The sequence below is a fragment of the Actinocatenispora thailandica genome, assembly GCF_016865425.1.
GTDB classification, from domain to species: domain Bacteria; phylum Actinomycetota; class Actinomycetes; order Mycobacteriales; family Micromonosporaceae; genus Actinocatenispora; species Actinocatenispora thailandica.
Genome location: NZ_AP023355.1, coordinates 5,081,173 through 5,107,559, shown reverse-complemented (window position 1 = coordinate 5,107,559; position 26,387 = coordinate 5,081,173). Strand labels below are relative to the sequence as shown.

General features: G+C 72.6%; 23 protein-coding genes and 1 pseudogene. 14 read left to right on the top strand and 10 right to left on the bottom strand.

The genetic code is table 11. The annotated features are described in order from the left end of the window. Positions 1–262: 262 nt before the first annotated feature. Positions 263–1,105, bottom strand: a complete 843-nt coding sequence (gene mca, locus Athai_RS22815) for a mycothiol conjugate amidase Mca (RefSeq protein ID WP_203963378.1) — start codon at positions 1,103–1,105, stop codon at positions 263–265. 257 nt (positions 1,106–1,362) lie between these two features. Here mca and Athai_RS22810 point away from each other — a divergent pair, with 257 nt between their 5' ends. Continuing rightward, a complete protein-coding gene (locus Athai_RS22810; RefSeq protein ID WP_203963377.1) occupies positions 1,363–1,986 on the top strand; it encodes a VanZ family protein in 624 nt (207 codons plus the stop codon). Between the two features lie 173 nt (positions 1,987–2,159). Here Athai_RS22810 and Athai_RS22805 read toward each other — a convergent pair whose 3' ends face one another. Continuing rightward, positions 2,160–2,318 (bottom strand): VOC family protein, encoded by a 159-nt coding sequence (locus Athai_RS22805; protein WP_275422669.1) that lies wholly within the window; start codon positions 2,316–2,318, stop codon positions 2,160–2,162. Between the two features lie 279 nt (positions 2,319–2,597). Beyond that, positions 2,598–3,503: a phytanoyl-CoA dioxygenase family protein gene (locus Athai_RS22800; RefSeq protein ID WP_203963375.1), complete on the bottom strand. Its 906-nt coding sequence runs from the start codon at positions 3,501–3,503 to the stop codon at positions 2,598–2,600. A gap of 340 nt (positions 3,504–3,843) precedes the next feature. Here Athai_RS22800 and Athai_RS22795 point away from each other — a divergent pair, with 340 nt between their 5' ends. The 3 genes from Athai_RS22795 to Athai_RS22785 all read left to right on the top strand — a co-directional run bounded on the left by Athai_RS22795 (position 3,844) and on the right by Athai_RS22785 (position 6,301). Beyond that, positions 3,844–4,872 (top strand): helix-turn-helix domain-containing protein, encoded by a 1,029-nt coding sequence (locus Athai_RS22795; RefSeq protein ID WP_203963374.1) that lies wholly within the window; start codon positions 3,844–3,846, stop codon positions 4,870–4,872. A 244-nt stretch (positions 4,873–5,116) separates the two neighbouring features. Further along, positions 5,117–5,602 carry a pyridoxamine 5'-phosphate oxidase family protein gene (locus Athai_RS22790; RefSeq protein ID WP_203963373.1) on the top strand — a complete coding sequence of 162 codons (486 nt, stop codon included), beginning with the start codon at positions 5,117–5,119 and terminating at the stop codon, positions 5,600–5,602. A gap of 57 nt (positions 5,603–5,659) precedes the next feature. Continuing rightward, on the top strand, positions 5,660–6,301 hold the full coding sequence (locus Athai_RS22785) for a GntR family transcriptional regulator (RefSeq protein ID WP_203963372.1): 642 nt from the start codon (positions 5,660–5,662) through the stop codon (positions 6,299–6,301). Between the two features lie 28 nt (positions 6,302–6,329). Here Athai_RS22785 and Athai_RS22780 read toward each other — a convergent pair whose 3' ends face one another. Next, positions 6,330–8,696 carry a helicase-associated domain-containing protein gene (locus Athai_RS22780; protein ID WP_203963371.1) on the bottom strand — a complete coding sequence of 789 codons (2,367 nt, stop codon included), beginning with the start codon at positions 8,694–8,696 and terminating at the stop codon, positions 6,330–6,332. 143 nt (positions 8,697–8,839) lie between these two features. On the opposite strand from Athai_RS22780, the gene Athai_RS22775 reads away from it, so the two are divergent. The 3 genes from Athai_RS22775 (at position 8,840) to Athai_RS22765 (ending at position 11,448) form a co-directional block, all read left to right on the top strand. Beyond that, positions 8,840–9,895 (top strand): aldo/keto reductase, encoded by a 1,056-nt coding sequence (locus tag Athai_RS22775; protein WP_203966064.1) that lies wholly within the window; start codon positions 8,840–8,842, stop codon positions 9,893–9,895. 428 nt (positions 9,896–10,323) lie between these two features. Further along, positions 10,324–10,776 carry a VOC family protein gene (locus Athai_RS22770; protein WP_203963370.1) on the top strand — a complete coding sequence of 151 codons (453 nt, stop codon included), beginning with the start codon at positions 10,324–10,326 and terminating at the stop codon, positions 10,774–10,776. Between the two features lie 90 nt (positions 10,777–10,866). Continuing rightward, a complete protein-coding gene (locus tag Athai_RS22765) occupies positions 10,867–11,448 on the top strand; it encodes a TIGR03086 family metal-binding protein (protein WP_203963369.1) in 582 nt (193 codons plus the stop codon). Positions 11,449–11,470: 22 nt separating this feature from the next. On the opposite strand, the gene Athai_RS22760 is transcribed toward Athai_RS22765, so the two are convergent. After that, on the bottom strand, positions 11,471–12,382 hold the full coding sequence (locus Athai_RS22760) for a GNAT family N-acetyltransferase (protein ID WP_203963368.1): 912 nt from the start codon (positions 12,380–12,382) through the stop codon (positions 11,471–11,473). Between the two features lie 206 nt (positions 12,383–12,588). Here Athai_RS22760 and Athai_RS22755 point away from each other — a divergent pair, with 206 nt between their 5' ends. From Athai_RS22755 to Athai_RS34360, 3 genes and pseudogenes are all read left to right on the top strand, one after another. After that, positions 12,589–13,041, top strand: coding sequence for a hypothetical protein (locus Athai_RS22755; protein ID WP_203963367.1), 453 nt, complete (start codon positions 12,589–12,591; stop codon positions 13,039–13,041). Continuing rightward, positions 13,038–13,562 carry a hypothetical protein gene (locus Athai_RS22750; RefSeq protein WP_203963366.1) on the top strand — a complete coding sequence of 175 codons (525 nt, stop codon included), beginning with the start codon at positions 13,038–13,040 and terminating at the stop codon, positions 13,560–13,562. The genes Athai_RS22755 and Athai_RS22750 overlap by 4 nt, the downstream gene beginning before the upstream one ends. A 64-nt stretch (positions 13,563–13,626) precedes the next feature. Continuing rightward, a pseudogene (locus Athai_RS34360) lies at positions 13,627–14,208 on the top strand (dihydrofolate reductase family protein); the annotation flags it as partial. An 89-nt stretch (positions 14,209–14,297) separates the two neighbouring features. Here Athai_RS34360 and Athai_RS34355 read toward each other — a convergent pair. Beyond that, positions 14,298–14,612, bottom strand: a complete 315-nt coding sequence (locus Athai_RS34355; RefSeq protein WP_239157104.1) for a CU044_2847 family protein — start codon at positions 14,610–14,612, stop codon at positions 14,298–14,300. Next, positions 14,612–18,019, bottom strand: coding sequence for a serine protease (locus Athai_RS34875; RefSeq protein WP_203963364.1), 3,408 nt, complete (start codon positions 18,017–18,019; stop codon positions 14,612–14,614). Before Athai_RS34875 ends, Athai_RS34355 begins: the two co-directional genes overlap by 1 nt. 130 nt (positions 18,020–18,149) lie before the next feature. Between Athai_RS34875 and Athai_RS22735 the strand changes: the two genes are divergently transcribed. Together Athai_RS22735 and Athai_RS22730 are read left to right on the top strand one after the other, a co-directional pair. Next, positions 18,150–19,103 carry a hypothetical protein gene (locus Athai_RS22735; protein WP_203963363.1) on the top strand — a complete coding sequence of 318 codons (954 nt, stop codon included), beginning with the start codon at positions 18,150–18,152 and terminating at the stop codon, positions 19,101–19,103. A gap of 130 nt (positions 19,104–19,233) precedes the next feature. Next, complete coding sequence (locus Athai_RS22730) at positions 19,234–19,776, top strand: hypothetical protein (protein ID WP_203963362.1); 543 nt, start codon at positions 19,234–19,236, stop codon at positions 19,774–19,776. Positions 19,777–19,974: 198 nt separating this feature from the next. On the opposite strand, the gene Athai_RS22725 is transcribed toward Athai_RS22730, so the two are convergent. Continuing rightward, positions 19,975–20,958, bottom strand: coding sequence for a zinc-dependent alcohol dehydrogenase family protein (locus Athai_RS22725; RefSeq protein ID WP_203963361.1), 984 nt, complete (start codon positions 20,956–20,958; stop codon positions 19,975–19,977). Between the two features lie 80 nt (positions 20,959–21,038). Between Athai_RS22725 and Athai_RS22720 the strand changes: the two genes are divergently transcribed. Next, positions 21,039–21,392: a winged helix-turn-helix transcriptional regulator gene (locus Athai_RS22720; protein WP_203963360.1), complete on the top strand. Its 354-nt coding sequence runs from the start codon at positions 21,039–21,041 to the stop codon at positions 21,390–21,392. Positions 21,393–21,438: 46 nt separating this feature from the next. On the opposite strand, the gene Athai_RS22715 is transcribed toward Athai_RS22720, so the two are convergent. Further along, entirely contained in the window at positions 21,439–21,993 is a 555-nt protein-coding gene (locus Athai_RS22715; protein WP_203963359.1) for an NPCBM/NEW2 domain-containing protein, read from the bottom strand. A gap of 14 nt (positions 21,994–22,007) precedes the next feature. After that, on the bottom strand, positions 22,008–25,331 hold the full coding sequence (locus Athai_RS22710; protein ID WP_239157103.1) for a beta-galactosidase: 3,324 nt from the start codon (positions 25,329–25,331) through the stop codon (positions 22,008–22,010). A gap of 299 nt (positions 25,332–25,630) precedes the next feature. Here Athai_RS22710 and Athai_RS22705 point away from each other — a divergent pair, with 299 nt between their 5' ends. Continuing rightward, positions 25,631–26,332 carry a TetR/AcrR family transcriptional regulator gene (locus Athai_RS22705; protein ID WP_203963358.1) on the top strand — a complete coding sequence of 234 codons (702 nt, stop codon included), beginning with the start codon at positions 25,631–25,633 and terminating at the stop codon, positions 26,330–26,332. Positions 26,333–26,387: the final 55 nt, after the last annotated feature.

The following is a 26,387-nucleotide window of genomic DNA, read 5'->3' as shown; positions in this document are numbered from 1 at the left end:
GGTCCGGCGGCTCACCCGAGGCCCGCGAAAAATGGTATACCAAACTCGGGCCATGGATCCGTGGCCCGAGCGGTGAGCGTGCCCACCCCCGATCGCGGCCGCGTCCGGCGCAACGACGACTCCGCTGTTTTCCTGGGCAGTCCCGGCCGACCGTGCCGCTCGTCGTTTCGCCGGCGGCGCCCCGCGGCATGCTCGCGACCGGACGACTCGAAGCAGCCTCGCCGGCGCTCGACACCGACCCGCCGAGCGCATCGGTCTCGCGTCAGCGGCTCGCGCGAAGCCCGGCGAACAGGTCGTCCTCCGGTCGCGAGACCTCGACCAGCGACCGGGCCAGGTGGTAGTCCTCCGTGGGCCACACCTCCCGCTCGATCGCCCGGTCGTGTCGCATGAACCCGGCGTGCGGATCGATCTGCGTCGCGTGCGCCAGCAGTGCCCGGTCCCGCACCGGGAAGTACTCCGCGCACGGCACCCGGGTGGTGATCGACAGAACCGGCGCGTCGTCGGAGAACTCGGCCAGCACCTCCGCCATCCCCGAGTCGATCCCGCGCGCGGTCATGGCGTCGTGCAAGGTCTGGAACCACGCCCGCGACAGCACACCGTGGTAGTACAGCTTGCGCGGCTGCCACGGTTCGCCCGCCTCCCGGTAGCGGTCGGCGTCGCCCGCCGCCTCGTACGCCGCGACGGTCACCTCGTGCGTCCGGAGGTGGTCGGGATGCGGATAGCCGCCGGTCTGGTCGTAGCTGACGACCACGTGCGGCCGGAACGCGCGGATCCGCGCCACCAGCCGCCCGACCGCTTCATCCAGCGGCCGGCGCGCGAAGCAGTCGTCCGGCAGCGCTTCGCCCTCGCCCGGCAGCCCCGAGTCGACGAAACCCAGGAACTCCTGCCGCACCCCGAGGATCTCCCGGGCGGCGGCCATCTCCGCGCGGCGGATCTCGGCCAGCCTCTCGCGTACGCCCGGCCGGTCCATCGCGGGGTTGAGCACGTCGCCGCGCTCCCCACCGGTGCAGGTGACCACCAGCACCTCCGCGCCCTCGGCGGCGTACTTGGCGAGCGTGGCAGCGCCCTTGCTCGACTCGTCATCGGGATGCGCATGCACGCTCATCAGTCGCAAGGTCTCGCCGCGGGTCACCCGCAGATTCATCGCTGCCTCTCGGTCTTTCGTCAGGCGCGGGACGTGCTCGTGATGCAGCAGGCCCCGCTTGAGCGGGTACAACTATATGTCGGACCTATAAATGTGCAAAGCATAAATTTAGCGCGAGTGTGCGCTGGAGCTGGTCTCCTCTCGACGGCGTACGGCGCGTCGAGTGCGTTCGCGAGCTCGTACGATGGGGCGTTGCCGTCGGTCGTGGTGGAGCTGGTGTGGCCCAGGAAAGCGAGCAGCCCCGCGAAGGCGGGCGAGTGCTGCTGGTCGCGCTGTTCGTGGTCTACCTCGCCCTGCTGTGCTGGCTGGTGCTGTGGAAGCTGGAGCCGCCGCACATCGGTGACGGCAGCCTGCGGCACCTCAAGCTCGTCCCGTTCAGCGCGGACGGCGGGCTGGACCCCAACTCGCCGCAGGAAGTGGCCGCGAACCTGCTGATGTTCGTCCCGTTCGGCCTCTACCTGCGGCTGCTCGCCCCGGCCCGGCCGTGGTGGCAGGCGGCGGTCGTGGTCGCCGCGGCGAGCGTGGCGCTGGAGACCACCCAGTACGTGCTGGCCATCGGCTGGTCCGATGTCACCGACGTGATCACCAACACCGCCGGGGGTGCGGCCGGCATCGCCCTGACCGCCCTGGCACGCCGGCGCCTGCACGCCCGTACCGCCCGCGTGCTGACCCGAATCTGCCTGATCGGCACCGTGCTCGTCCTGCTCGCCACCGGACTGTTCGTCGCCTCCCCGCTGCACTACGCACCGATGCACGACCGCAGCGCAGTACCCGCGCATCCCCGTGCCGGTGCAACCGCCGGCCACGCACGCCCGGCGCCGCCGCTGAGTGCGTCGTCGTAGCCGGTGGGTGCGTTGCGGTGACCGTGGTGATGGCGCCGGGCGCCCGGCATGTGCCCGACCGGTCCCGCACCGGGCACGCAGGATGGCTCGCCAACTCCAGATCGGGGCCGGCGAAGGTGGCCGACGGCCTCGACCGGAGCTGGGATCGAGCCGATGCGATCGGGCCGCACCAGTCAGCGACGTACCAGGCCCACCCGGTTGCCGTCGGGGTCGGCGAACACGGCGATGCGGCTGACCGGTGTGTCCACCGGTGCCAGGACCCGGGTGCCGCCCAGTTGCTCGGCGCGGGCCAGGGCCGCATCCACGTCCTCGACGGGGAAGTAAGCGACCAGCCCGACATACGGGCTGTCCGGGCCGGCCTGTCCGATCCCGCCGGTGGGTCGGCCGCCGTCGTCGCCGACCAGGGCGTAGGTCTCGTCGAGCGCGATGCACTTCGCGCCGTTCGGCCTGCCCGTGGCGCTCGACTGAGCCGGGCGACCGACGGGCTCGATCCCGGGTCAGCGTGCGACGCGGGGCGGCTGTGGCCCGCGCCTCGCCGGGGCCGCGCCCAGGTCGGCACGGACGCCATCGGTACCGCGCTCGACCGATACCGGCCGGCGCGTGGTCGACGGTCAGCAGATGACGCCGCGCTTGCTGCGCGCGCCGTGCGCGGTGGGGTGGGCGCCGATCCAGCGCGGGTCGGCCGGCTGGCTGGCCCGCTGGTACCGGGAGTCGCAGGAGAGCCGGAGCCGGCCGGTGTTGTTGTCCAGTCCACAGTGGACGGTGAAGATGGTGAAGGTGAGCAGATCGCCGGCCCGGAAGTCGGCGGTGAGCCAACGGCCGCCCAGCCTCTCCCGCAGCTGGCCCGGATCGTCGGTCAGCGCCCCGTTCCACAACAGACCCTCGTGGCTCGCGTCCTGCTCGGCGCTGGTGCCGTTGCTGCAGAACTCGTCGACGTCGCGGCTGCCGTAGCCGGCGCGCAGGTCGGCGTGGGTGTGCGAACGTTCCAGGATCGCCAACCCGCCGAGCGTGCGGTCGATGTCGCCCAGCGGAGTCCACGCGGTCAGCAGGTCCAGCGTGCCGCGGTTCATGAACACGCTGTCCATGTGCGGCGGCGTGCCGGAGCGCGGTGGCACCGCCCGCAGCCAGGTGTAGTCGAAGTGCCGGACCGCCTCGCCGAAGATCGCCTCGTACAGCTCGATCATGCGGCCGGTGTAGAGCAGATCCAGTAGCGGCACGCTGCCCGCCGCGACGTCCGGTACGAAGCCGTCGAAACCGGGGGCGGCGATCGCGTCGTCGGCTCCGCTGCCGGGCTCGCACCTGCCCAGCTGCGCGAGCCGCGCCAGCAGGTCGTGCCGGGCCGCCAGCACCTCGTCGCGCGCCAGGAAGCTGGGCAGGAACAGGTACCCGTCGGCCGCCAGCCGGCGCTGCAACTCGGCCGCGTCGCCCACCACGTCGTGGGAACGACGCAGCGCGCCCACCCCGTCGTCGAGTTCGACACCCTGTGCACTGATCCGGCCGTCGGCCACTGTGGACATCTCGGACCTCCTGACTCGGGCTGGGTTGTGGCCACGCCGCCGCGGGGCCCGGCTCGTTCCGGACTGGCTCGGCGCAGCCCGGCGTGCGAATCCCGGCCTGCGCAGGCCGGCTTGCGAAACCGACCTGCGCGGCCTGCCCCGCACAGCCTGCCCCACGGCCTGCCGTGCACGGCCTGCCCTGAACGGCCGGGCTTGCATGGCCTGTCCTGCGAGCCTCGGGCTCGGGTCGCCCTGGGCTGCGCTCGTTCAGACCTTCACCGTAGGGCGGCCCGCCCTGGCCGTGTTGCACGAACTGGCCCGCCACCTTGTCGATTCTGGTCAGGCTGGCGATGCTGGGTGCATGGCCGAGCGTTCACCGCTGCCCTCCCAGCTCGTCGTCCGGGCGACCGACACGACGCCCGTCGGTGCCGTGCGTGCCGCCGGGAGGCTGCGCGCGAGCCACGGCCTGCCCGCGGCCCCCTTGCGCGTTCTGGACAGCTACGCCGCGGCCTACCTGCTCGCCGGCTCGGGCCGCTACGCCGACGCCAACGGCACCCGCACGGCGCTCGCGGCCGGCGACCTGCTGCTGCTGTTCCCCGGCCTCGGCCACACCTACGGGCCGGAGCCCGGCCAGACCTGGAGCGAGCTGTACCTGCTGTTCGACGGCCCCGTCTTCGACCTGTGGCGCTCCGCCGGGCTGCTCGACCCCGCCCGGCCCGTGCGGCGCCTGTCGCCGGTGGATCGCTGGGCGGCTGCGTTCGAGCGAGTGTTCGTCGACCTGCAGCGCACCGACAGCGGCGCCGCCCTGTCCACCGTCTGCGCGCTGCTGTCGGTACTGGCCGACACCGAGTCATCCCCGCCGGGCGAGGACGCCCGGTCCGACCACTGGTGGCTGTCCCGGGCCAGCGCGCTGCTGGACGCCGACGTGCGCCGCGAGCAGCCGCTGGAGGCCGTCGCCGCCCGGCTGTCGATGTCCTACGACGGGTTCCGCAAGAGGTTCCGGCGGCTGGCCGGCGTCTCACCGGCGCGCTACCGCACCCAGCGCTGCATCGACCGGGCCTGTGAACTGCTCGCCGAGGGCGAGTTGACCGGCCGGCAGATCGCCGCCGCCCTCGGGTACAACGACGAGTTCCACTTCTCCCGGCGATTCCGCCAGATCACCGGAACCACACCGAGCCGGTTCCGCTCCGCCCTGCCATCGCCGCCGCACCGGGCCACGGTCTTCTCCGGCCGCCCCGACGGCTCCGGCACCGACCGCTCGGCCGCTGCCCGCCCCGGTGCTGCCCGGCCCGGCACCCCCGTTCTGGCGCCGCCCACTCTGGCGTCGACCGCCATCGCGATTCCCGCTCAGGACCCGGCCGTGCTGGCGCCGGCGCGAGGCCCCCGGTGACCTTCGCGGCGAGGCGCCGAAGATGACCGCCACCGTCACGGTCGACGACAGCGTCCGAGGCCGTGCGGTACCCGGCCGGGCCGGCGGCTGCCGATGCTCGGCGGCGACGACACGGCGCTGCGCACCGGTACGGGCACGTCGCGGACGGTGCTCGTACGCCTCGGGTGTCGAGAACGCGGACCCGGCTCCGTCCCCGGGGGGAGCGGCCACGAACGGCCGCGCGACTGGAGAGAGGAACGGGGCCATGGACCGCGAACAGATCGCCCGAGAGCTGGCCGACGCCCACGAGCTGCTGGACCGCGCGTCGATGGCGCGGTTGGCATACGAGGGGCTCGACGGGCTGCCGCGCGTCGTCCCGATCGGGATCTTCTGGACCGGCGAGCAGATCGTCATGGCCACCGCCGCCACCGCGCCCAAGGTACGGGCGTTGGCTGCTCGCCCCGAGGTCGCCCTGAGTATCGACGCCGGTGACGGCCCGGGCTCGGCGACGGCGTTGTCGGTGCGCGGGATCGCGCACCTCACCATCATGGATGGCGTGGTACCGGAATACCTCGCCGCGGCACGGAAGAACTTCGACGCCGAGCAGGCGGCCGAGTTCGAACGCAACTGCCGGGCCATGTACGACCGGATGGCGCGGATCACGGTCGAGCCACGGTGGGTGCGGTTCTACGACTTCGGAGCCGGCCGGGTGCCGAGGTTCCTCGCCGACCTCGCCGCGAAGATGCGCTGAACGAGGGTGTCCGACAACCGGGATCGGCCGGCCGACCCGAGCCCTAGACTGGCAGGCGTGCGGGAGCGGGCGAGCGTCGGCGGCGAGCCGGAATCGGTGCGGGTCGCCAGGGTGCTGCGCGAGCAGATCATCGACGGGGGACGCGAACCTGGCTCCCGGCTGGTCGAACGGGAGCTGTCGGCCGAGCTGGGCGTGAGCCGAGTGCCGGTACGGGAGGCGTTGCGCAGCCTGGTCGGGGAGGGTCTCGCGGTGCCGCGCCGCAACAGCTGGATGACTGTCCGGGTCTTCACCGCCCGCGACATCGACGAGCTGATCGAGGTGCGTACCGCGCTGGAGCCGCTGGCGATCCGACGCGCCGCCGAACGCCACGACCCCGCCGCGCTGCGCGCGATGCGGGCTGCGCTCGACGCCGAGGGCGACGCCGCCCGCCGCGGCGACGGTACCGCCGCCCGCCGGGCCGCCGCCGACTTCCACGAGGCGATCACCGCCGCCAGCGGCAACACCCTGCTCGACGAGGTGGCGGTGACGCTGTCCGGCCGGATGCGCTGGCTGCTGGGCCAACACGACGAGTTCGCCGAGGTGTACGACGAGCACGAGGCGATCTATCGGGCGATCGCCGCCGGTGACGGGGCCGCCGCCGCGCAGCTGGCCCGCCGGCACCTGCGCACCAGCCGCACCGCCGCGCACCGCCACAGCTGACCATGGCGGTCCGTGCTGTGTGCTCGGGTCAGGCAGGTGTGACCGAGCGGATCCGGGACAACAGGAAGTGGCGCTCTTCCTGGCGCAGCGTGCAGAACGCGGACAGCATGTTTCCGTCCAGCTCCAGCTCGCCGATGACACGGCTGCTGGCGTTGCCCTGCCCGTTGACGTACTCGATGAGTACCGGCATGCCGGCCCGCACGGCCAAGGCGAGCAGGTGCCGTTCTGCCGGGCTCAGCTGGGGAGCACCGTCGGTGACGGTGGCCAGCTCGGCTCCGATGCGCGGTGCGGCGTCGGGACCTGCGGCGATCAACTCCGCTGCCAGCCGTGCCGGATCGGTCCCGGCGCCGCCTCGACCGCCGGTGCCGGGCTCGAGACCGGACGATGCCGCAGGGTGGCGGTGGGTGTCCAGGTCGATGACCTGGGCCGGCTCGCCTGGCCCGCCGCGATGCGGTGACCGTCCCGCGCCAGCATCGACGCGGTCGTCGTCGACGACCGGTGCGAATCCCGCCGCCCGCAACGCGGTCAGCGTCTCCTCGCGGGGGACGCTGCTGGCCACCACGGTCGGTGCCAGCACCGTCAGGCCGAGCCGGCGCAGCGCCCGGGTCGCGGCGATCTCCGCCAACAATGCGGTGTCGTCCGACCGCAGGCAGCAGGCCACCGTGCGCACCCGCACCCGGCCGTGCTGCCGCGCAACGTCGTCGATCAGGTAACGCAGCGGCTGCGGTAGCACCTGGTCGACGGACACGGCGGTGAGCTCGTCGACGATGGTGGCCGCCTGCTCACCGGCGTCCAATGCCGCCCGTACCGTCGCGGCCGAGAATCGCCACACCACGGCCGTTCCGGTGGTTTCCCGGTCCGCCACCGAATCGAGCAGTGCGGCCAGCTCGCCGCTGGGCGGGCCGGTGACCACCGCCGTCAGGTCGGCCTGGAACCGCGCGGTGGCGACCGCGGCCGGCATCATCTCGTGCACCACTTCGGCGAGCCGGCCCGGATCCTCCGACACTCGGACGAGATCGCTCGGCGAGCCCAATGCAACGACGCCCAGCGTTTCGGCCTCCTGCCACAACACCTGCACCGCCGCGGCCAGGTCGGCATCGGCGTGCTCGATCGCGTCCGCGACCAGCGGGGCCCGCCAGCGCACCGGGGCGGTCAGGTCGGCCGGATCGACTCGATGCCCAGCCTCGACGGTGGCCAGGACGCGAAGCAACGCCAAACGCAGCGGCGCGACCACCGCCCCATCGGACGGCCAGATCAGCGCCGTCACCGACCCGTCGAGGAGGCGCAGGCCGGGCGCGTCAGGCATTGTGCGCCACGCGTGCATCAGGGTGATGAACGCATCGGCGGGGGCCAGGCGCCGCCATGCCTCTCCTGCCGGTGACAGCCGTACGCTGTCCTCGACCTCGTCCAGCAGGCCGCCGGAGTCCGCGAGTTGCAGCCACAGCACCAGCTGCTCTGGTGTCTCGCCGGTGGTCTTCGCCAACCGCCGCAGCTCCCGGACGCCCACACCCCCGGAGCGGCGCAACGCCAGCGGTGTGCTGGCGCAGGCGCTCAGGACCGTACCCATCCGACGCAGCGCATCCAGCGCAGCGGCAGCAGACGCCTGGGCAACCGAGCGGGCGGCCACCGGCGCACCCGCCGGCGCCGGGCATCGAGGGTCGAACGCGGCGGTCCACTGCGAGCCGCGCAGCGCAATCGCCACTTCGCGCGGCATCACCAGCTCACTGGCCCAGCCCTGACCTTGGGAGATCACCAAGCCACGCTGAGCGGCCCAGCCGCTGACCGATTCCGGCGCCTGCAGCGTCGGCCCGTACTCTGCGAGCTCCGCCAGCATGCGCGCCACCGGCCGGGGGGCTTCCGCCACGAGTCGCCGAACGTTGTCGGCCTCCGACAGCCAGGCGACGACCGCCGCGGCGGAGTCGGCCTTGCGGCTGCGTCTGCCCACACCGAGCGCATCGGCGATCTTGTGAATCTCCGTCGCGTACCGGTCGCCGAGCAGTTCGGCGACCGACGGCCCCAGACCCAGCGGGCACTCCCAGATGTCGGCGCCCGGCGCCAACACGAGCCGGTCATCGATCTCCAGTACCAGACCCTGAGCGATGAGACGCTCGAGGGCGTTCGCCAGCTCGGCGTCCTCGGCGTCGCGGCCCACCAGCGCCGCCAGGGCGGCCCGGCTCGCGTCGACCTCGAGGGCTGCGACCGCCTCCGCCACCTGGACCGAAGGGGCCGGCAGACCGACCAGCGCGGTCTGTGCCGAGAAGGGATGCGACATCCGGATCGCAAGCTCAGCCAGCGTCCCGGGAACTGGGGAAGCCAGCAGGTCGGGCCGGTCGTGCAGCAACCGCGACAGCTCCGTCTCGTCCAGGCGGCCCAGCCAGCCGAGCAGCTCGTCCATGCCTCGATTGTGCAGCCCACCAGTTCGCAGCGAACGGCGGCCCAGCGCGCCGGCCGACCGGTCCGTGGCCGCGCACCCAAGCGCCCGCGCGCCGCGAGTTGACCTAGAGTTCGGTCTAGCAGCTAGCGTCCCGGCTCATGACGATGCGTTACCGGCCGCTCGGCGGCACTGGGATCGAGGTCAGCACCTACTGCCTCGGTACGATGATGTTCGGCTCCGAAGGCAACACCGACCTCGACGAATGCACCAGGATGATCCACACCGCGCTGGACGCGGGAATCAACTTCATCGACACCGCCGACGCCTACGGTGAGGACGGCGGGTCCGAACGCATCGTCGGCACCGCGCTCAAGGGCCGCCGCGACGACGTCGTGCTCGCCACCAAGGTGCACTTCGCGATGGGTGAGCAGCGCAACCAGAGCGGCAACTCGCGTCGCTGGATCGTCCGCGCCGTCGAGGACAGCCTGCGCCGGCTCGACACCGACTGGATCGACCTGTACCAGATCCACCGGCCCGACCCGACCACCGACATCGAGGAGACCCTGTCGGCGCTGACCGACCTGGTCCACCAGGGCAAGATCCGCGCCTTCGGCTGCTCGACGTTCCCGGCCGACTACATCGCCGAGGCGCACGCGACCTCGGCGGCGCGCGGGCTGCTGCGGTTCCGCACCGAGCAGCCGCCGTACTCGATCCTGGCCCGCGGGATCGAACGCTCCATCCTGCCGCTGTGCCAGCGGCACGGGATGGGCGCACTGACCTGGAGCCCGCTCGGCTGGGGCTTCCTCACCGGCCGGATCCGCAAGGACGCGCCGGTCGACCTGACCAGCGGTCGCGCGGTGCACAACCCGTCCCGGTTCGATCCGAGCCTGCCGGGAAACCAGCGCAAGTACGAGGTGGTCGAGGAGCTGGTGACCCTCGCCGCCGAGCTGGGCTGCACGCTGCCGCAGCTGGCGATCGCGTTCCCGGTCGTACACCCGGCGGTCAGCTCGGTGATCCTCGGCCCCCGCACCCCGAGCCAACTCGACGACCTGCTCGCCGGCACCGAACTCGAACTCGACGACGCGACCCTGGACCGCATCGACGAGCTCGTCCCGCCGGGTACCGACCTGTTCGACGCGACCTGGACACCCCCGTCGCTGACCGACCCGGCCCTGCGCCGCCGCCCCGCCGCCGACCGCGCCGCCGCGACCGCCGGCTGACCGGCCCGAGATCGTGGGGCCGACCGCGGGAGGGTCGGCCCCATGACGGATCGGACGTGCGGCGCCGTCGCCGGCCCCCGGCCACGGCGCCGCTCGTGGCCGGGACCCGCCTATCGGCCACGAGGCCGGCCACGAGTCCCACACCGGCCACGAGTCCCACACCGGCCACGAGTCCCACACCGGGGACGCGCCCCGGACGCGTTGCGCGGTCCAGATTCCCCGGAACCCGGTCGCCGCCGCGCAGCAGGCGTAGCGTGCATGGGCAGACACGCTGAGCAGCAACGGCGCGGTCGAGCCGGCCCTGGGCATCCCGCGAGGATCCGATGCCAGCTGTCGACCGCGCCCGCATCGCCGCCGCGGATCCTGGGCGCACCGTGCCGCCGAACCGCCGCAGGACCGGTTCCGCGTCCCGACCAGAGGAGGTTCGGATGGCCGAGACCACACCACCGCCCGCTGAGGACCTGGTGCTGGCCCACTTCATCGTCTCGGACGATGTCGAGCGCTCGCGGCGCTTCTACACCGACGTGCTCGGCGGCCGGCTGGCCTACTCGGGTCCCGGCGGGCTCACCTACGTCGCGCTGGCCAACAGCTGGATCATCATCAACGTCGGCGGCGGCCCGACCGACGACAAGCCGGAGGTCACCCTGGAGACGCCGCGCGATCTCGACCGGGTCAGCAGCTTCCTCAACATTCGCGTCAGGGACATTCACACCGTGTACGCGGAGTGGAGCGCCCGGGGTGCCCAGTTCCTGACCCCGCCGAAGCAGCACCAGTACGAGATCCGTTGCTACCTCCGCGATCCGGACGGTCACCTGATCGAAGTGGGACAGACCACCGACCCGACAGGGGACTGGTCGCCGGCCCACTGGCCCTCCGAGTAACCGCGAGTCACCCGCCGCGTTTCCCGGCACCCGATGAGTTCGGCGGCCGGGCGTCGTCGGTACCGGTGACAGCAGGGAACAGGAGGAACGGTGATCGACCTGAATCCCGCCGCGGAGCGGATGGCGGCGCTGGTGGAGGCGGTACGAGACGAGCAACTGGACGGCGTGACACCGTGCCGCGAGTACGACCTCGGTGCGGTGATCGGGCACGTGGACGAGGTGTCGCAGGGCTTCGCCCGCCTGGCCCGCAAGCAGGTCGACCTCGACGACCAGCCGGCGCCGACCCGGTTCGACGACGGCTGGCGGCAGCGGGTGTCGGCGCACGTGCGGGAGCTGGGCGCGGCGTGGGACGAGCCCGGCGCCTGGCAGGGCAGTACCGACGTGGGCGTCGAGTTGCCCAACCGGACCTGGGGACGGGTCGCGCTCACCGAACTGGTCGTGCACGGCTGGGACATCGCCCGCGCCGCCGGCCTGCCGTGGCAGCTGTCCGATGCGACGCTGCGCGCCTGCCTGGAGCACGTGGCGGTGTTCGTGCCCGCCGCACCGGTGCCGCAGCTGTGGGGGCCGCGGCGACCGGTCGCCGACGACGCCCCGCTGATCGACCGGATCGTCGCCATCACCGGCCGCGACCCGGACTACGGCAGTCCCACACACCGCCCGACCCCGGCGTGACGAACCGGGCCGCCGGGTGGGCTCAGCGCGTTCCCGGCGGCTCGACGGCCAGCGGCAGCGGCGCCCGCATGGTGCTGCTGACGATGCCGTAGCGGAAGCCGAGGTGCTCGTTGAGGCGGCGCATCGCCTCGTTGCCGCGCTGCGTCCAGGTGTAGATCTCGGTGATGCCGTGCTCGGCGGCCCACGCCATGCTGGTGCGTTTGAGCGTGGCGGCGACCGACCTGCCGCGCCACTCGCGGCGCACGGCGGTGTAGCCGACTTCGGCACGTTCTGGCCGGTCGGAGTCGAGTTTCAGCCCCGCCACCCCGATCACGTCGGTACCGACGACGGCGACGAACATCGCGGCCGGGTCGTTGATCCACTCCTTCTGCCACTCGGCCGCGGACACCTGCAGCGCGCTCGGGTGATCCATGTCCGGCAGGGTCGGCAGCGCGACCTGGTGATAGGCCGCGGCCCACAGCTCCGGGCGCTCGGCGACCGAGACGATCTGGTACCCGGTGGGCGGCGCCGGCCACGGCTCGGCACCGATCCGTCGAACCTGCTCGACCTCCCGGTTGATCTCGGCGAACCCGAAGCCTTCGGCGAACCGCCGGGAGCCCTCGTCGTCGACGAACGTCCCTGCCGTGTCGTAGCCCAGGTCGACGGCGTGCCCGGCCAGCACCCGAAGCAGGTCGGTACCGACGCCGCGGCGGCGGAAGTCCGGCCGGACGAACGCGGTCAGCGACGCTCGCTGGCCGTCGCCGGAGCGGTCCGCCACGCCGCTGCCGACCACCTGGGCGTCGATCTCGGCCAGCACCATCAGCCGGCCGGGACGGTCGACGCCTCGGAGTTCCGCGACGCTCGGACAGCGCTCGTACGGCATGACCGCGAGCCGCACCGCGCGCCAGGACTCGTAGTCGGCGTCGGTGCTCGCCGTCCGGATGGTGGTGGCCATCCCCCGAGCCTGCCGCAGCGCGCGGGAAAGGCAAACAGATTTCCGCTGGCCGTCCCGGTGCATGCCGGCGCCGGCCGCTGCCTGCCGGCACGCCGCGCCGGCTCGGCCACCTCGTGGTCAGCGGCCCGACCGGCCCGGCGTACCGCGGGCAGGTGCGAACGGTGGGCGGTTGCGGGGTGTTTCGGGCGGCTGTCACTATTTGCGGTGTGGACACGCCCGGACCGCTGGTCTTCGTCGAGGAGGTACGGCGGTTCCCGCCGTGGCACCGGCATCCGTCCCGGCCCGGGCTGGCCCTGGTGTACGAGTCGGCGGCCGGCCGGCTGAGTGCCCCGGCCGGCGGCTACACCCCCGGTGAGCTGTGGTGGCGCCGCCCCCGCCGCGTCTACGGGGTGGATCTGACCCGGCAGCGACTGCAGGTCACCGCGACCGGCTCCGATGGCGAGCAACTCCGGGTCAGCGGCGTCGCGCGGGTGCACGATCCGGTCGCGGTGGTCGCCGCCCGCTCCGTCGACGGTTGGCGCGACTGCCGCGACCACCTGGCCGCTCTCGCGCACCGGCCGCCGGCCGAGCGCGACGCGACCTGGGAGTCCGGTGACGGGATCGTGGTCACCGACATCGAGACCAGCCCCGTCCCCGGCCCGGCCGAGGCCGAACGGTGACGCGGGAGTTCGTGGCCTGGGCGGTCGGCGTACCCGGGCGGCTGTTCGGCGGCTGGGGCGCGCCCGGCTGGGTCCGCGAGCTGGCCTGGTGGGCGCTGCTGGTGCTTCTCGGGTACGTGCTGGCCCGGTTGCTCGGCGCGCTGCTGTGGGCCGCGGTGCAGTTGGCCGGTCCGGCGCTGGTGGTGCTGCTGCGGGCGCTCCTCGTCGTGCTGCAGGCGCTGCTGCTGGTGCCCGACTTCCTGCTGGCGAGCTTGTTCCGGCGCGCCACCGGGCGCGCACCCACCGTCGTCCACCGGTACGGGCAGGGTGTCCTCGCGGTGGCGGGCTGGGCCGATCGGGGCGTACGGCGGCTGCCGGCCCGGCTGGAGCTGGTGCTGTGGCGCGGCCGGGTCGTCGGCCGGCTGCTGGTGATCGTGGTGCTGGTGCTGGCATGGAACGCGGCGTCCTGCGCGGCGACGCCAACCGGCCTGGTGTGCCAACCCGGGCTCGCCCACCTCGCCGGCTGGCTCTGGCCCGCCTGAGCGCTCGGGCCGGCCTGGCTGCGCCGGCCCGTCCCTCCGCCGGGTGGTGCCGACAGCAACGGCGATGAGTTGGCCGGCGTTGCCCAGTCTGCATGGTCGTACGCGACTTCCTGAGGAGCCCACCATGACCGCGACGTACACCATCGACGTGTTCAGCAGCCTCGACGGCTTCGGCACCGCCACCGGCGACTGGGGTGGCTACTGGGGCAAGCAGGGCCCGGAGTTGCTGGAGCACCGGCTCGCCCTCTACGACCGGCCGCAGCGGATGGTCTTCGGCGCCAACACCTACCGGGCGTTCGCCCAGCTGCTGGCCAGCGGTGCCGACGAGGCCGTGTACGACGAGTGGGTGACGCGGATGCGCCGGATGCCCGCCACGATCGTGTCGACCACGCTGACCGAACCGCTCGACTGGCCGGACGCCACCGTGGCGCCCGGCGACGCGGTCGAGGTCGTCGGCCGGCTCAAGCAGGAGTCGGCGGTACCGCTGCGCTCGCACGGCAGCCTGTCGATGAACCGGGCGCTGCTGGCCGCCGGCCTGGTCGACCGGCTGCAGGTGACGCTGTTCCCGGTGATCACCGGGCAGACCGGCACCGGGCCGATCTTCGCCGGCGCCGCCGACTTCGACCTGGAGCTGCTGGAAACCCGCACGCTCGACGGCAACATCCAGGAGCTGGTCTACCGGCCGACGCTGCACCCCGCCCGAAGGGAGCTGCCTGAGGGCGCTGCGGGCGGGTGTCAGCCGTCGTGTTCCCACTCCAGCCGGACCACCAGGCTCGCCTCCCCGCTGGCCTCGGCCAGCACGCTGGTCAGCTTGCCGGACTTGATGGCGAGCTTGAGGCCGAACTCGACGCCGACCTTCTGCGGGCGGCGGGGCAGCCCGTCGTGCACGGTGCGGTAGACCCAGCTGCCGATGCGGTGGATCGACTCGGTCGCGTCGGCCAGATCGAGCCGGTTGAACGCGGTCGCATCGCCACCGGTGTCGGCCAGCCGGATCTCGGCCTCGATGGTCTCGCCCGGCGCGACGGTCACCTGCTCTATCCGTGACTGCATCAACGGGTCCCTTCGTCGCGGTGCCTGCGCTGCGTGCCGATCCGCTCGTCCAGGGCGCGCAGTATCCGTGCCGCCCGCGGCTGCGCGACGGCGGGATCCGCGAGCAGCCGGGCCGCGCCGGCCCGGAAGCCCCACCGTACGGTAGCGTCGCCGGCCAGGGTGGCCGCCGCGGCACCGGCGGCGTCGCCGTCCATCGAGGTCAACATCGCCAGCGCGTCGGCGCGCAGGGCGGGATCGGCGCCGTCGTCGGTGACCCAGCCGACCAGCCGATCGGTCGCCTGCTGCGGCCAGAACCGGCCGAGATGCCAGAGCGCCTCGACCCGCTGCACCCCCGGCAGGCGGGCATCGTAGGCCAGCCGCAGCAGCAACTCCGCCGCCAACCGCTCGACCCCGACCGAGGCCAGCAGCCGGGCAGCGTAGATGCGTTCCAGCACCGTGTAGGTCGCATCGCCGGCCAGCGCCAGCAGCGCCCGCCGCGCGTCGGCCGGCGCCGTGTGGTGTACCTGCGCGATCGCCGACGCGGCGCGCAGCGCCACCAGCCGCGCCGCGGCATGATCCGGCTGCGTGCGCCGAGACAGATCGATGAGCGGGGACCGCGGATCCGGCTCGTCGGCCGGATGGGGGACCAGCGCCCCGAACAGGTCCAGCGCCTCGACCCGTTCGTGCAGCTCGCGGCTGGGTTCGGTGACGCGGGACAACACCGCGACCTCGAGCGCCCTCGGCGCCGCGGCGGGTTCGGGCGCACCCGGGCCGGCGCGGACCGCCACGCCGGGATCCTCGATCACGGGCGGTTCGAGCTCGGCCAGCAGTACCGCGGCGCGCATCCAGGTGGCCCCGCTGTCGGCGCCGGCGACGATCTGCCCGAGTCGGAACACCGCGTACCGGCGGTCCCGCTCGGTGCCGACCGCCGCCAGCGTCCGCATCGCCCACAGCCGGCCCTCCCCGGCCCGCCGCCGGTACGCCAGGTCGCGCAGCAGCTCCCGCGCCGGTTCGCTGTCCCGGTGTTGCACCAGCGTCCGGGCCGCCTCGATGCGGGTGATCTCGCTGGTCCGCGGATCCCGCATCACCGCCGCCAGGCACCAGGCCCCGTCGCCGCGCACCAGCAGCACCCGCAGCACGTCTCGCAGCCGGGACAGTGACAGCTCGTCGTCGAGCCGGCGGATCCGCCGCAGGTTCCGGCGTACCAGCTCCAACAGCTCGCGCCGATCGTCGTCGGGCAGCCGGATGCCGTCCCGCAGCACCGCGCAGAAGTTGCCGACCGCGTCCCAGGCGCCGACCGTGCTGCCGCCGCGGGCGTCGACCACATCCAGCAGGCCGGCCGCGATCCGCCGCGCCCGCGAGTCGCGCCGCTGGCCGGGCTGGTCGTCCGCGGTGCCGGCGCGGCCGCCCAGCAGCCGGCGCAGCAGCGGTACCGGATCGTTGCCCATCTCGACCCACCGGGCCAGGCCGAACAGGTCCCCGCTGCTGGGCCCCAGGGCGCCGATGTCCGCCAGCCACACCGAGGGGTCGAAGTGCCGGGCGGTGTGCCCGGCGGCCAGGTACTCCGCGAAGCTCTGGTGGCTGAACGCCAGCCCGTCGCGCTGCGCGACCAGCAACCCGCTGCCGAGCAGCAGCTCGCGCAGCAGCCCGGCCAGCGGCACCCCGGCCGGTACCTCGGTCGCGGCCCATACCCAGGCCACCGCGCCCTCGATCGTCGGTGCCTGCGCCCGGGTGAGCCAGCCGTGCGCCAGGTGCTCCAGGCAGGCCTCGGTGTGGTCGAACAGCCAGTCGGCGAACGACTCCGCGGCCGGGCCGAACGGGCCCAGGGCTCGACGCAGCTCGTCCCGGGTGCCCAGCCGCACCCGCCGGGTGTACAGCAGCGCCTGCACCGTCTCCCGGTACAGGCTGGTGCGGTCGGCCGGCAGCGACGCCGCCGGGTCACGCTCGTACACGATCGCCGCGATCGTGGCCAGCAGCGGCACCTGGACCAGCGAGAACAGCCGGGCGCGGCGCACCTCGGCAAGGAACCCGGCGCTGAGTTCGGGCGCCCGCTCCGGTGCCCGCCAGGTGAACCAGTGCCGGGCGAACGCGGCGAGCCCGGACCGGTCGAACGGGTCGAGCAGGTACTCGCCGTAGCGGTCCGCGGCGCCGGTGGCCACCCCGTCGGCCAGCGCGTCCAGCTCCCCGTCCGGCAGCACCCGGCTGGTGATCAGGAACCGGGCTTCGGTGGCGAACTCGGCCAGCCGGTCGTGCAGCACCGCGAGCAGCCGGGACCGTTCCGCCGCGTCGAGCACCTCGTCGACCCCGTCGATCAGGTACAGCCAGCTCGCGCCCGGTGCCGGCGGCGACTCGAACACCGCCGGCGGTACCGCGCTGTCCAGGTGCATGCCGAGATCGTTGGTCACCGCCCGCGACACCGCCACCGGGAACGGTGCCCTGGTCCGGGCCAGCCCGGCGGCCGACAACCGGACCGCCACGACCGGCCCGGCCTTCGGCGCCGGCCGGTCGGTGTCGGTCTCGGCCGCCAGCCACCACGCCGCGGTGTCCACCGCCAGGTGCTGCACCAGCGTCGACTTTCCGCTGCCGGGACCACCCAGTACCAGCACGTTGCGGTTGCGGTGCAGCACGTCGGTGACCGGCGCGGGGTCGGTGTCCTCGTCGGTGCGGCGGGTGTGCTGCCGCACGTACACCGACGACAGCGGCGGCGGCCGGTCGTCCAGCCCGTACGGCAGCCGGTCGACGACCCGGTGCTGGGCGGCGAGCAGGTGGTGGAGCGGGGTGCCCGGATCGGGCCGCAGCAACGACACCGGCGGTGCCGCGGTGCGCAACAGCTCCGGATGCTCGTCGAACAGGTCCTGCACCGCCGCGGTCCGGATCAGCCAGCCGCCACGCGGTGTCGCGTAGTCGCGCGATCCCTTCACCACCCCGTACACCTGGCCGGTGACCGGGTCCAGGACCGGGCCGCCGCTCATCCCGCGGTGGATCTCGGCGTTGGTGACGTTGAGGTAGCGGGCGCCGCTGCGGCCACCGACCCACAGCTCGACGCCCTCCAGGCCGATGCCCGGATCCGGCGTCGCGGTGGTGAACCCGTACCCGATCAGCCGCCGCGGCACCTTCGCCGTCGGCGCCGCCAGCCACGGCACCGGATGGTCGATCGCGGTACCGACCCGGATCACCGCGAGGTCGGGGAAGCCGTAGAAGGCACCGCCGCCGAACTCGGCCGGCGCCCGCACCACCACCTCGCCGGGCAACTCGTGGCCCTCCCAGCGCAGCGACACCCGGTCCGGTTGCCGCCAGACGACGTGCGCGCAGGTGAGCACCAGCCCGGCCGCGGCGAAGAACCCGCTGCCCAGGTGCGCCCCGCCGGACCACACCTGCACCGTCGACCGGCGCCCCATCTCCAGCGCCACCCCGGACCGCACCGCCATTCCCGCAGCCTACGAACCGCCCCCACCCCTGGCGAACCGCACGCGGCGGGCTGGTAGGGGGCGCCGCCTTCGTGGAGGATGGGTCGAGTCGGATGAGACGAAGGCCGGGACCACGTGAGCGGCGGGAGCCATGGTCGAGTCGACCAAGCACGAGCTGGAAATGCAGGTGCACGGTGCGCTGGCAGGACTCGATGACGAAGCGTACGCCGCGGCACTGTACGTCGCCGCTCGCGATCTTGCATTCATGTACGACGGGTACATGTCCGATCGGGTGCGTGACCTGACGAGACGGACCGTCCGATGTCTACAGCAGCCCACCGCGGGTGACGAGACCCTGCGATCGGCACTCGCCGACGAGTGGGAGGCGGTGTACGCGGATGACGACGAGGATGGCCCGGCCGGCTATTCGACGATGATGCTGACCTTCATGGACGCCGTCGGTGGGATCCGGGCCCGCGACGAGCTGGAATACCTGACCTCGGCGCTCGGTGACTTTCCCACCATCGCTGGTGTCTGGGCCCCGGTCAGGCTCGACGATCCCGAGGTCCCGGCCGACGAGACCGAGTACGGCGTGCGGATGCTACGAAGGCTGGGTGCCGCGGTGCCGGCCATCGCTGAGCTCACTGCGCACGGTCTGGATCCCGAGACCATCCGGTCCGGGCACCTCCCACCGCCTCCCGAACCGCCGAACCTGCGCACCGTACCGACGTTGGAACAGCACTGCATCACCCTCGTCGCCGAGCAGAGGGGCACCCTGGCGGGCCTGGTTCTGGAGTTCGTCGCCTCGTTTCGCTGGGCGATGCTGGGGCAGCGGTTACCCGTCACGGAGCTTGCCACCGATGCGGAGCGCGCGGCGGTGGCCCGGCTCAGGCCCGTCGTCGAGCAGTTGGCGGTAGAAGGCCGGCTGGAGCTGTACCGGCTGGTGGAAATCACCGGCGAGCAGCGCCGGCTAACGGGGGAGTCGATCGGGCCGGCCCTTGCCGACCCGAAGGTCTGGTCGAACCGCGACGGCGGCACCGGTCACGCGGTTCGCATCCTGCCGGCCGAGCGCAGCAGCCGCCCCGCGGAGCCACCCAGCCGATGAAGCGGCTCCGCTCGTAGACCGACACAGACACTGCGTGCCCGGCGAACTCGCCGACCTCGGCCAAAGAGGAGCGGTTGGCGCGGTGGTGTAGACCCGAAACGGGCTGGCCCGTCCGACTGGAGGTGGTGTGATGAGCGATCGTGCCGTGTGGCTGCTCGACATCGACGGCGTGCTCAACGTGCTCGGCGGCAAACCCGATCGCCGGGTCTGGCCGTCCCGGTCGTGGCGCCGGTTCTCGGCTACCGACGCGAGTACCCAGGTGACCTGGCCGATCGTGGTCGCCGAGCCGGTCGCCGCGTTCATCCGCGAGGTGCACGACTCGGGGCGGGCCGAGGTGCGCTGGCACACGACGTGGCAGCGGTCGGCGGGCCGGATCGGCGCGCAGCTGGGGCTGCCGGAGTTCGAGGTGCACTCGGCGCCGGAGTTTCCCGACGGCCGGTACGACCCGGAGTGGTGGAAGCTGCCCGGTGCGCTGCGGGTGATCGAGGACGAGCGCCGGCCGCTGATCTGGACCGACGACCAGGCCACCCCGCGCCGGATCCCACCCAGCCAGTACGACCGGGTCAACCGTTTCCCGAACCTGCTGATCGCGCCGCGGGATCGGATCGCCCTGACCCGCCGCCACCTGCGCGCCATCGACCGCCACCTCGACCACCTCGCCTCGCTGGCGTGACCTCGACGTACGGCCAGGGTGGACGTACGGCCGGGGTGGCGGAGCGAACCGGCGTGGGAACAATCCTCGGGCGGCGATGGCGGCTGCCACGGGAAACGCGTCGGCGTTGAATCCCTGAGCATCACCGAACTTCCCGCCTCGGCGGCCAGCTGACCGGCGGCTCGACCGTTGCCACCGAGGACGGGCTTCTCCGCGGCGCTACACCGTGACGACGATCTTCTTGCCGGCGTGCAGTCCCTGGTCGAAGCGGCGATGCGCCGCGACGACGTCGTCGAGCGCGAACACCCGGTCGACGGCGGGCCGTAGCGCACCGAGGCGCACCCCGGCGTCCAGGAACGCCGCCGCGCGCCGGACCACCGCGGGGTCGGAAAGGTGGTCGAAGGCCCGGTAGTTGACGACGGTGACCGGCGTCTCGCCCGGGTCGGGGGTGGGCCGCGGATCGAGGAACCCCGCCGCGACCAGCGTCCCGCCGGGGCGGGTCGCCGCCAGCAGGTCCTGTTGGCCCGGCCCGCGGACGAGATCCAGGACGACGTCCACGCCGGTTCCGCCGGTACGGCGGTGGACGGCGTCGGCGACGTTCTCGCGATCGGTAGCGATCACCCCGGCGGCCCCGGCGGAGAGCAGTTCCTCCACCCTCACGGTGGCGCGGGTCACGGCGATGGGGACCGCGCCGATCTGCTGCGCGATCTGGATTGCCGCCCGCCCCACGCCACCGGAGGCGCCGGAGATGAGGACCCGATCGGCGGGGCGTATCCCCGCCGTCTCGACCAGCGTGTGGTAAGCGGTGAAGTACGCGACCCAGAACGCCGCCGCCTGCGGGACGTCGAGTCCGGCCGGCCGGTGGACGACCGTATTCGCCGGGATCGTGATCTGCTCGGCGTAACTGCCCCGGACGACCGAGTCCGGGATGGCCGTGACGACGACCGGTTCCCCCGGCTGCAGCCCGATGACCTCGGGGCCAACGGTGTCGACGACACCGGTGGCTTCGATCCCGAGGCGGGCGTGCGGCAGCGGGACCGGCGCCGGCGAGGCGCCGGAGCGCATCATCGCATCGATCGGATTGACGGCGAACGCCTCGATGCGCACCCGTACCTCGCCGGTCCCGGGCTCGGGTACGGGCTCGTCGACGATGCGCAACACCTCCGGCCCGCCGAACTCGTCGAAGACGACGACTCGTGGCATGGTGGCTCCTTCGTGTCCGGTTTCGTTCTCGCCTCACCACGCTAGGTCGACGTGCGTTACCTGCAGGTACCTTGGATCTCATGCAGAACACGGCAGGGCCGGCATTCCTCGCTGACTGCCCCACCCGTCTCTCGACCGAGATCCTCGCCGACAAGTGGTCCGCACTGGTGCTGTTCGGGCTCAGCCAGCGCCCGCGCCGGCACGGCGAACTGATCGAGGCGATCGGCGGCATCTCCCGCAAGGTCCTGACCCAGACGCTGCGCCGGCTCCAGCAGTACGGCCTGATCGAACGCCACGCCGAAACGGCACGGCAGGTCGAATACCGCCTCACCGATCTCGGCCAGAGCCTCATCGAGCCCATCGAGGTCCTGACCAGCTGGGCCAGGGATCACGGCGCGGCGATCGCCGATGCCCAGGAGGCGGCCGAAGCCTGACAAAGCCCGGCGCCGGATCTTCGGCGCCGGGCTTCGGGCGTGGCGGTCAGCCGGCGCAGATCAGTTGGGCGCCGGCCCAGTCGGCGTTGTCGTGGCCGACGCCGTCGCCGGCGTCACCGACCTGCAGGACCAGCTCCTGCACGCCGGTGACATCGGCGGTCAGCTGCTGGGCCGCCGACCTACCGGTCAGGACGCCGGTGCTCGCCACCGTCCTGCCGTCGGCGAGCACCGTGAAGGTGACCGAGCCCTTCCCGCCGGCGGAGTCGTCGACGCCCACCTGGCTGCTGAAGGAGGTGCACTTTCCGGCGAGGTCGAGCACCACGGTGCTGACCGCGTTGGTACCCAACCCCTTGGCGTAGGTGGTGCCGCGGACGGTGATCGGGCTGCCGTCGCCGGCGCCGCTGCCGCCGACGTTGGTGTCGCGCTCGACCGGGCCGTACCCGTTGGTCGCGGAGACGAACGGGAGGTCGCTGACGTACACCAGCCCGGCGGGCCGGATCGTCACCGGGAAGGTCGAGCCGGTCTGGCCGTCCGCGCCGCTCTGCCGGTAGCCGACGATCGCGGCCACCGAGTAGGCGCCGGCCGCGGCATCCGGGCCCACCGTGACCCGCCAGCTCAGCGGCGCCGTGCCGCCCGGGCGAGGGTGCCCGGTGCCTGCCGGACCGGGGTGGCGGTCCAGCCGGCCGGTACGTCCAGGCCGGCGTCGATGTCGTCGAGGCTGCCGCCGGCGTCGTTGCGCAGCGTGCCGGTGACGGTGAAGCTGTCGCCGGGCTCGGGCTGGTCGGGCACGTCGGTACTGGTCAGCGGGGTGACCGAGGCCCGGCTCGGTAGCGTGGCCCGGCCGTAGACGCTGGCGCTCCAGTCCGGGGCGTGGTTCTGGTGGACCTTGACCCCGCCGCGCACGGTGCCGAGGTCGGTCAGTGTCACCTTCTCCGGCCCGTTGCCGGCGCCGCCGTTGCTGGTCACGGCCAGCGCGATGGTGTTGTCGCCGTGGGGGTTCAACACGCCGTTGGGCACCGGGAAGGTGTGCTGCGGCCCGACGTCGGCGATGTACTGGCCGATGTTCCAGCCGTTCACGTAGATCAGTGCCCGGTAGTTCGCGTCCGAGGGCGCGGTGTCGGGATCGCCGAGTGTCAGGCCGATCGACGCGTCGTCGTCCGCCGGCACGTCCAGCGACACCTGGGTGCGATACCAGGTGGTGCCGGGCGCCGCGCTGTCCTGCGGCAGCGTGGTGTTCGTCCACGAGGCGTCCGGGTAGCCCGGCAGCTGCCAGCCGTGCCGCTCGCCGTACAGGCCGCCGGCGTTCATCACGCCGCGCGCGGTGTCGACGATGTTCTCGCCGCCGAGGTTGCCCTGGATCCGCCAGCTGATCGCGGGCTGCGCCGGGTTGCCGGCGGTGTCGGTCATGGTGGCCGCGATCAGGCCGCGGCCCTCCTTGTGCGCGTCGTTGACGCCGCCGTCCTCGTTGTGGCCGTCGTTGCGGACCATCACCGACAGCACGTGCGAACCGTTGGTACGCAACCGGTCGGGCACCGTGAAGGTGGCGGTACCGGTGGTCGGGGGGCTGCTGGCACCGGTCTTGAGCACGTCCTGCCCGAGGTAGACGCCGTCCAGCCAGGCCTGCAGCATGCCGGCACCGCCGCCGCCGTAGCGCAACGCGATGGTGCTGGCGTCCGAGCCGCCGGTGTAGTGGCCGCGGTACCAGACATCCCCCTGGTGGAAGCCGTAGTCGTCGGCGGTCAGTACCGGTTGACCGGCCGGCGGCGTGGTGGTGGAGTTCGTCGTGGTCTTGTCGGCGTGCTGCCAGGCCGAGTCGTCGAACGCCGGCGCCGACTCCGCGGAGCCGGCCGTCGTCTTCCAGGCCGCTGTGCTCAGGTCGGGCAGCGTCACCGGCTGCACGCCCGGCAGCTTCGCGGTGGCGAGCAGGCTGCCGCCCGGCTGGGAGGTGGCGGCCACCTCATCGCCGTTCCACACGATCGACCGGATCTTGGCCGGCCCCCACACCTCCAGCGGCGCGGGGTCGGTGGTGTCGCCGGTCAGGTGCAGGCTGGCGCCGTGCGCGGTGGCCGTGCGCACCAGTTCCGGGCCACGTTCCAGGACCGGGCCGGCCGCGGTGTCCTGCCGCCAGAAGGTACCGGCGGTGTCGGTGTCGGCGAGCAGCAGCGTCAGCGGATCCCGTCCGCCGCGGGTGATCCGGACCCGGGCGAGACCGTCGTGTACGTAGTCGAGCCGCAGGTCGCCGCTGGCCGCGTCGTAGCTGCTGGCCACCGACCCGGACAGCACCCGTACCGTCGGCTTCGCGTCGTAGCGCAGCACGGTCTCACCGTCCTCGCCGTGCGGCGCGTACAGCAGGGCCAGCTGGCCGCTGGCGGTGTTCAGGTGGGTCATGAGCTGCGAGGTGGAGTACACCAGGTGCGGGCTGGCGGCGCCGGCGGCGGAGTCCAGGTCGTAGTCGGCGGTCAGGATCTTGGAGTCCTGCCCGTCGATGCGCAGCTCGCCCTGCTGCGGCACGGTGTAGCTGCCGTCCGCGGTACGGACCGGGAAGCTGAACGTGCGGTTGGACGTGCTGTTCGACGGGTCGTGCATCGCGACGTAGAAGTGCGTTCCGGTGTCCGGGTTGACGTCGTGGTAGACCTTGATCTCGGAGCTCGACGGGGTGATCGGATCGCCCTTGTCGACCTTGGTCACCGGCTCGACGCTCTGCAGGAACAGGCCGAGTTCCTTCATCGTGGTGGCCTTCGGCCGGATCTGCCGGGCCTCGCTGATCGCGGCGCCGTAGTCGTACGAGCTGTAGACCACCGGTGCGGGCAGCCAGCCCCAGGAGGTGCCGCCGTAGGTCATGTAGACGTTGTGGATGCTCAGCCGGTTGGCGATGTCGGTGCCGTAGGTGACGCGCTCGTAGCCGGAGCCCTGCTGCTGGGACAGGCAGTCGTAGCTGCCGGGCCCGCCCCAGTAGTCGAACCAGCCGCCGCCGCGTTCGGCGACGAAGCCGGGGGTGTCGGGTGAGGCGGTAGATCCGCCCTTGGCGCCGCCGGATCCCCAGATGCCCCAGTCCGGCGCGACGGTGGGGGAGCCGGGGGTGTTGTTGCTGTGGCAGGAGCCGCCGCCGTAGCCGTCGAACGCGTACAGGTCCGTCGGGCCGGGGACCGTACCCGGTACGTCGCTGCCGCTGGGCACCCAGATGCCGTTGCGGCCCTTGTCGTTGTGGAAGATCGGCACCGTGATGCCGTCGTGCCGAACGGTGTCGTACAGGTGCTGCAGGTAGTTCTTCTGCGACGTACCGGTCGAGGCGAGCTCGTTCTCGATCTGGTAGAGGATCACCGGCCCGGTGCCGTTGGTGTACTGGTGGCGGGCCAGGATCGCGTCGATGCGGTGCATCCACTCGTCGGCGGCGGCGAGGTAGTCCGGCGCGTCACTGCGCGCCCGGCCGGACTGGGTGGTCAGCCAGCCCGGGAACCCGCCACCGTTGGTCTCGCCGTTGATGTAGGGGCCCGGGCGGGCGATCACGTACAGCCCCTCCTGCTGCGCGATGTCGAGCAGCCGGTCGACGTTGCGCACGCCGCTGAAGTCGTACACCCCGGGCTCGGGGGAGTGGTAGGCCCAGTCGAAGTACAGCGAGACCGCGTTGTAGCCCTCGGCCTTGATCTTCTGCAGCACGTCGCGCCACAGGTCCGGGCTGGGCAGCCGGAAGTAGTGGAACTCGCCGGACCAGATGTAGGTCCGCTTGCCGTCGAGCAGCAGCGAGTACTGGTCGAACGTGACGGTGTGCGCCGTGGTCGACGCCGGATCGGGGGCCGGGGCGGCGCTGCCGGCGGTGGCGTCGAAGCCGGTCACGAGCAGTGCCATCGCGAGCGCGCAGGCGGCGACGGTACGAAGCAGGGTGCGCCGGCGTGGCCGGCGGGTGCGGGTGGGGGCGAGGCGGGGGATCGAACGCAACATCGTGCGGCTCCTGGTTCATCCCAGTAGAGGCTCACCGGTGCACAACGGTGGATCGCGTTGGAGTTTGATCGTTCGCGAGTGAACCTGTCAATAGTTGTCCGACAGTTTCTCCGGGACGCCCTGGATCACGCCCGGTCCGTACAGCGTCAGGGGTGCCACCGCGCCAGGTAGGGGTCGGTTCGTTCGAGTCTGATGAATTGTGTGTGATTGAGGTGAATGCGGTTCCGTACTGCGCCTCGACCGAGACGTCGACGGCTCGGGAATTGACTGACTGACTGAGTCAGTCAATAATCGAGGCCATGCGGGGACGGGTACCGGCGCGACCGGTGGCGGAGATCGCCGAGGCCGCGGCACGGGTGTTCCTGGCCAGCGGCTACCGGGCGGCCGGGATCTCCGACGTGGCCACGGAGCTGCAACTCAGCCACGGCGCCGTCTACACCTACGCGAAGAGCAAGGCGGCGCTGCTCTACCTGGCACTGCTGCGGCTCGCCCGGCCCGATGCCCTGGCCCGGCTGGACATCCCGGTCCCGACCCCGACCGCCGAACAGTTCGCCGCCGCGGTCGAGACCGGCGACGACCCGCTGCCGGAACTGACCGCCGCGACCGGCCGCCACCGGCCGCACGTCGCGGTCGCCGACGAACTCGCCGCCGTCATCGACGAGCTGTACGCGTTCGTCGAACGCAACCGGCACCTGCTCGCGCTGGTCGAACGGTGCGCCCCCGACCTGCCCGAGCTGGCGCAGTACTACTTCGTGCAGCGCCGGCGCACGCTGCTTGCCGCGCTCGCCGAACTGCTGCGGCGCCACCTGCGGTCCGGTGCGCTGCGCCCGGTACCCGACGTGCCGGCGGCGGCTCGGTTCGTCGTCGAGACGATCACCTGGTTCGCCTGGCACCGGCTCGACGACCCCGACTCCACCGACCTGGACGACGACGCCTGCCGCCGCACCGTGCGCCACCTGCTGCTCGCGGCGCTGCTGCCCGAGCCCACCCCAGGAAGCTGACCGCCCGAACGGAGACCGCAGCATCGTGTCCGACCTCGAAGTACCCCCGGCCGGC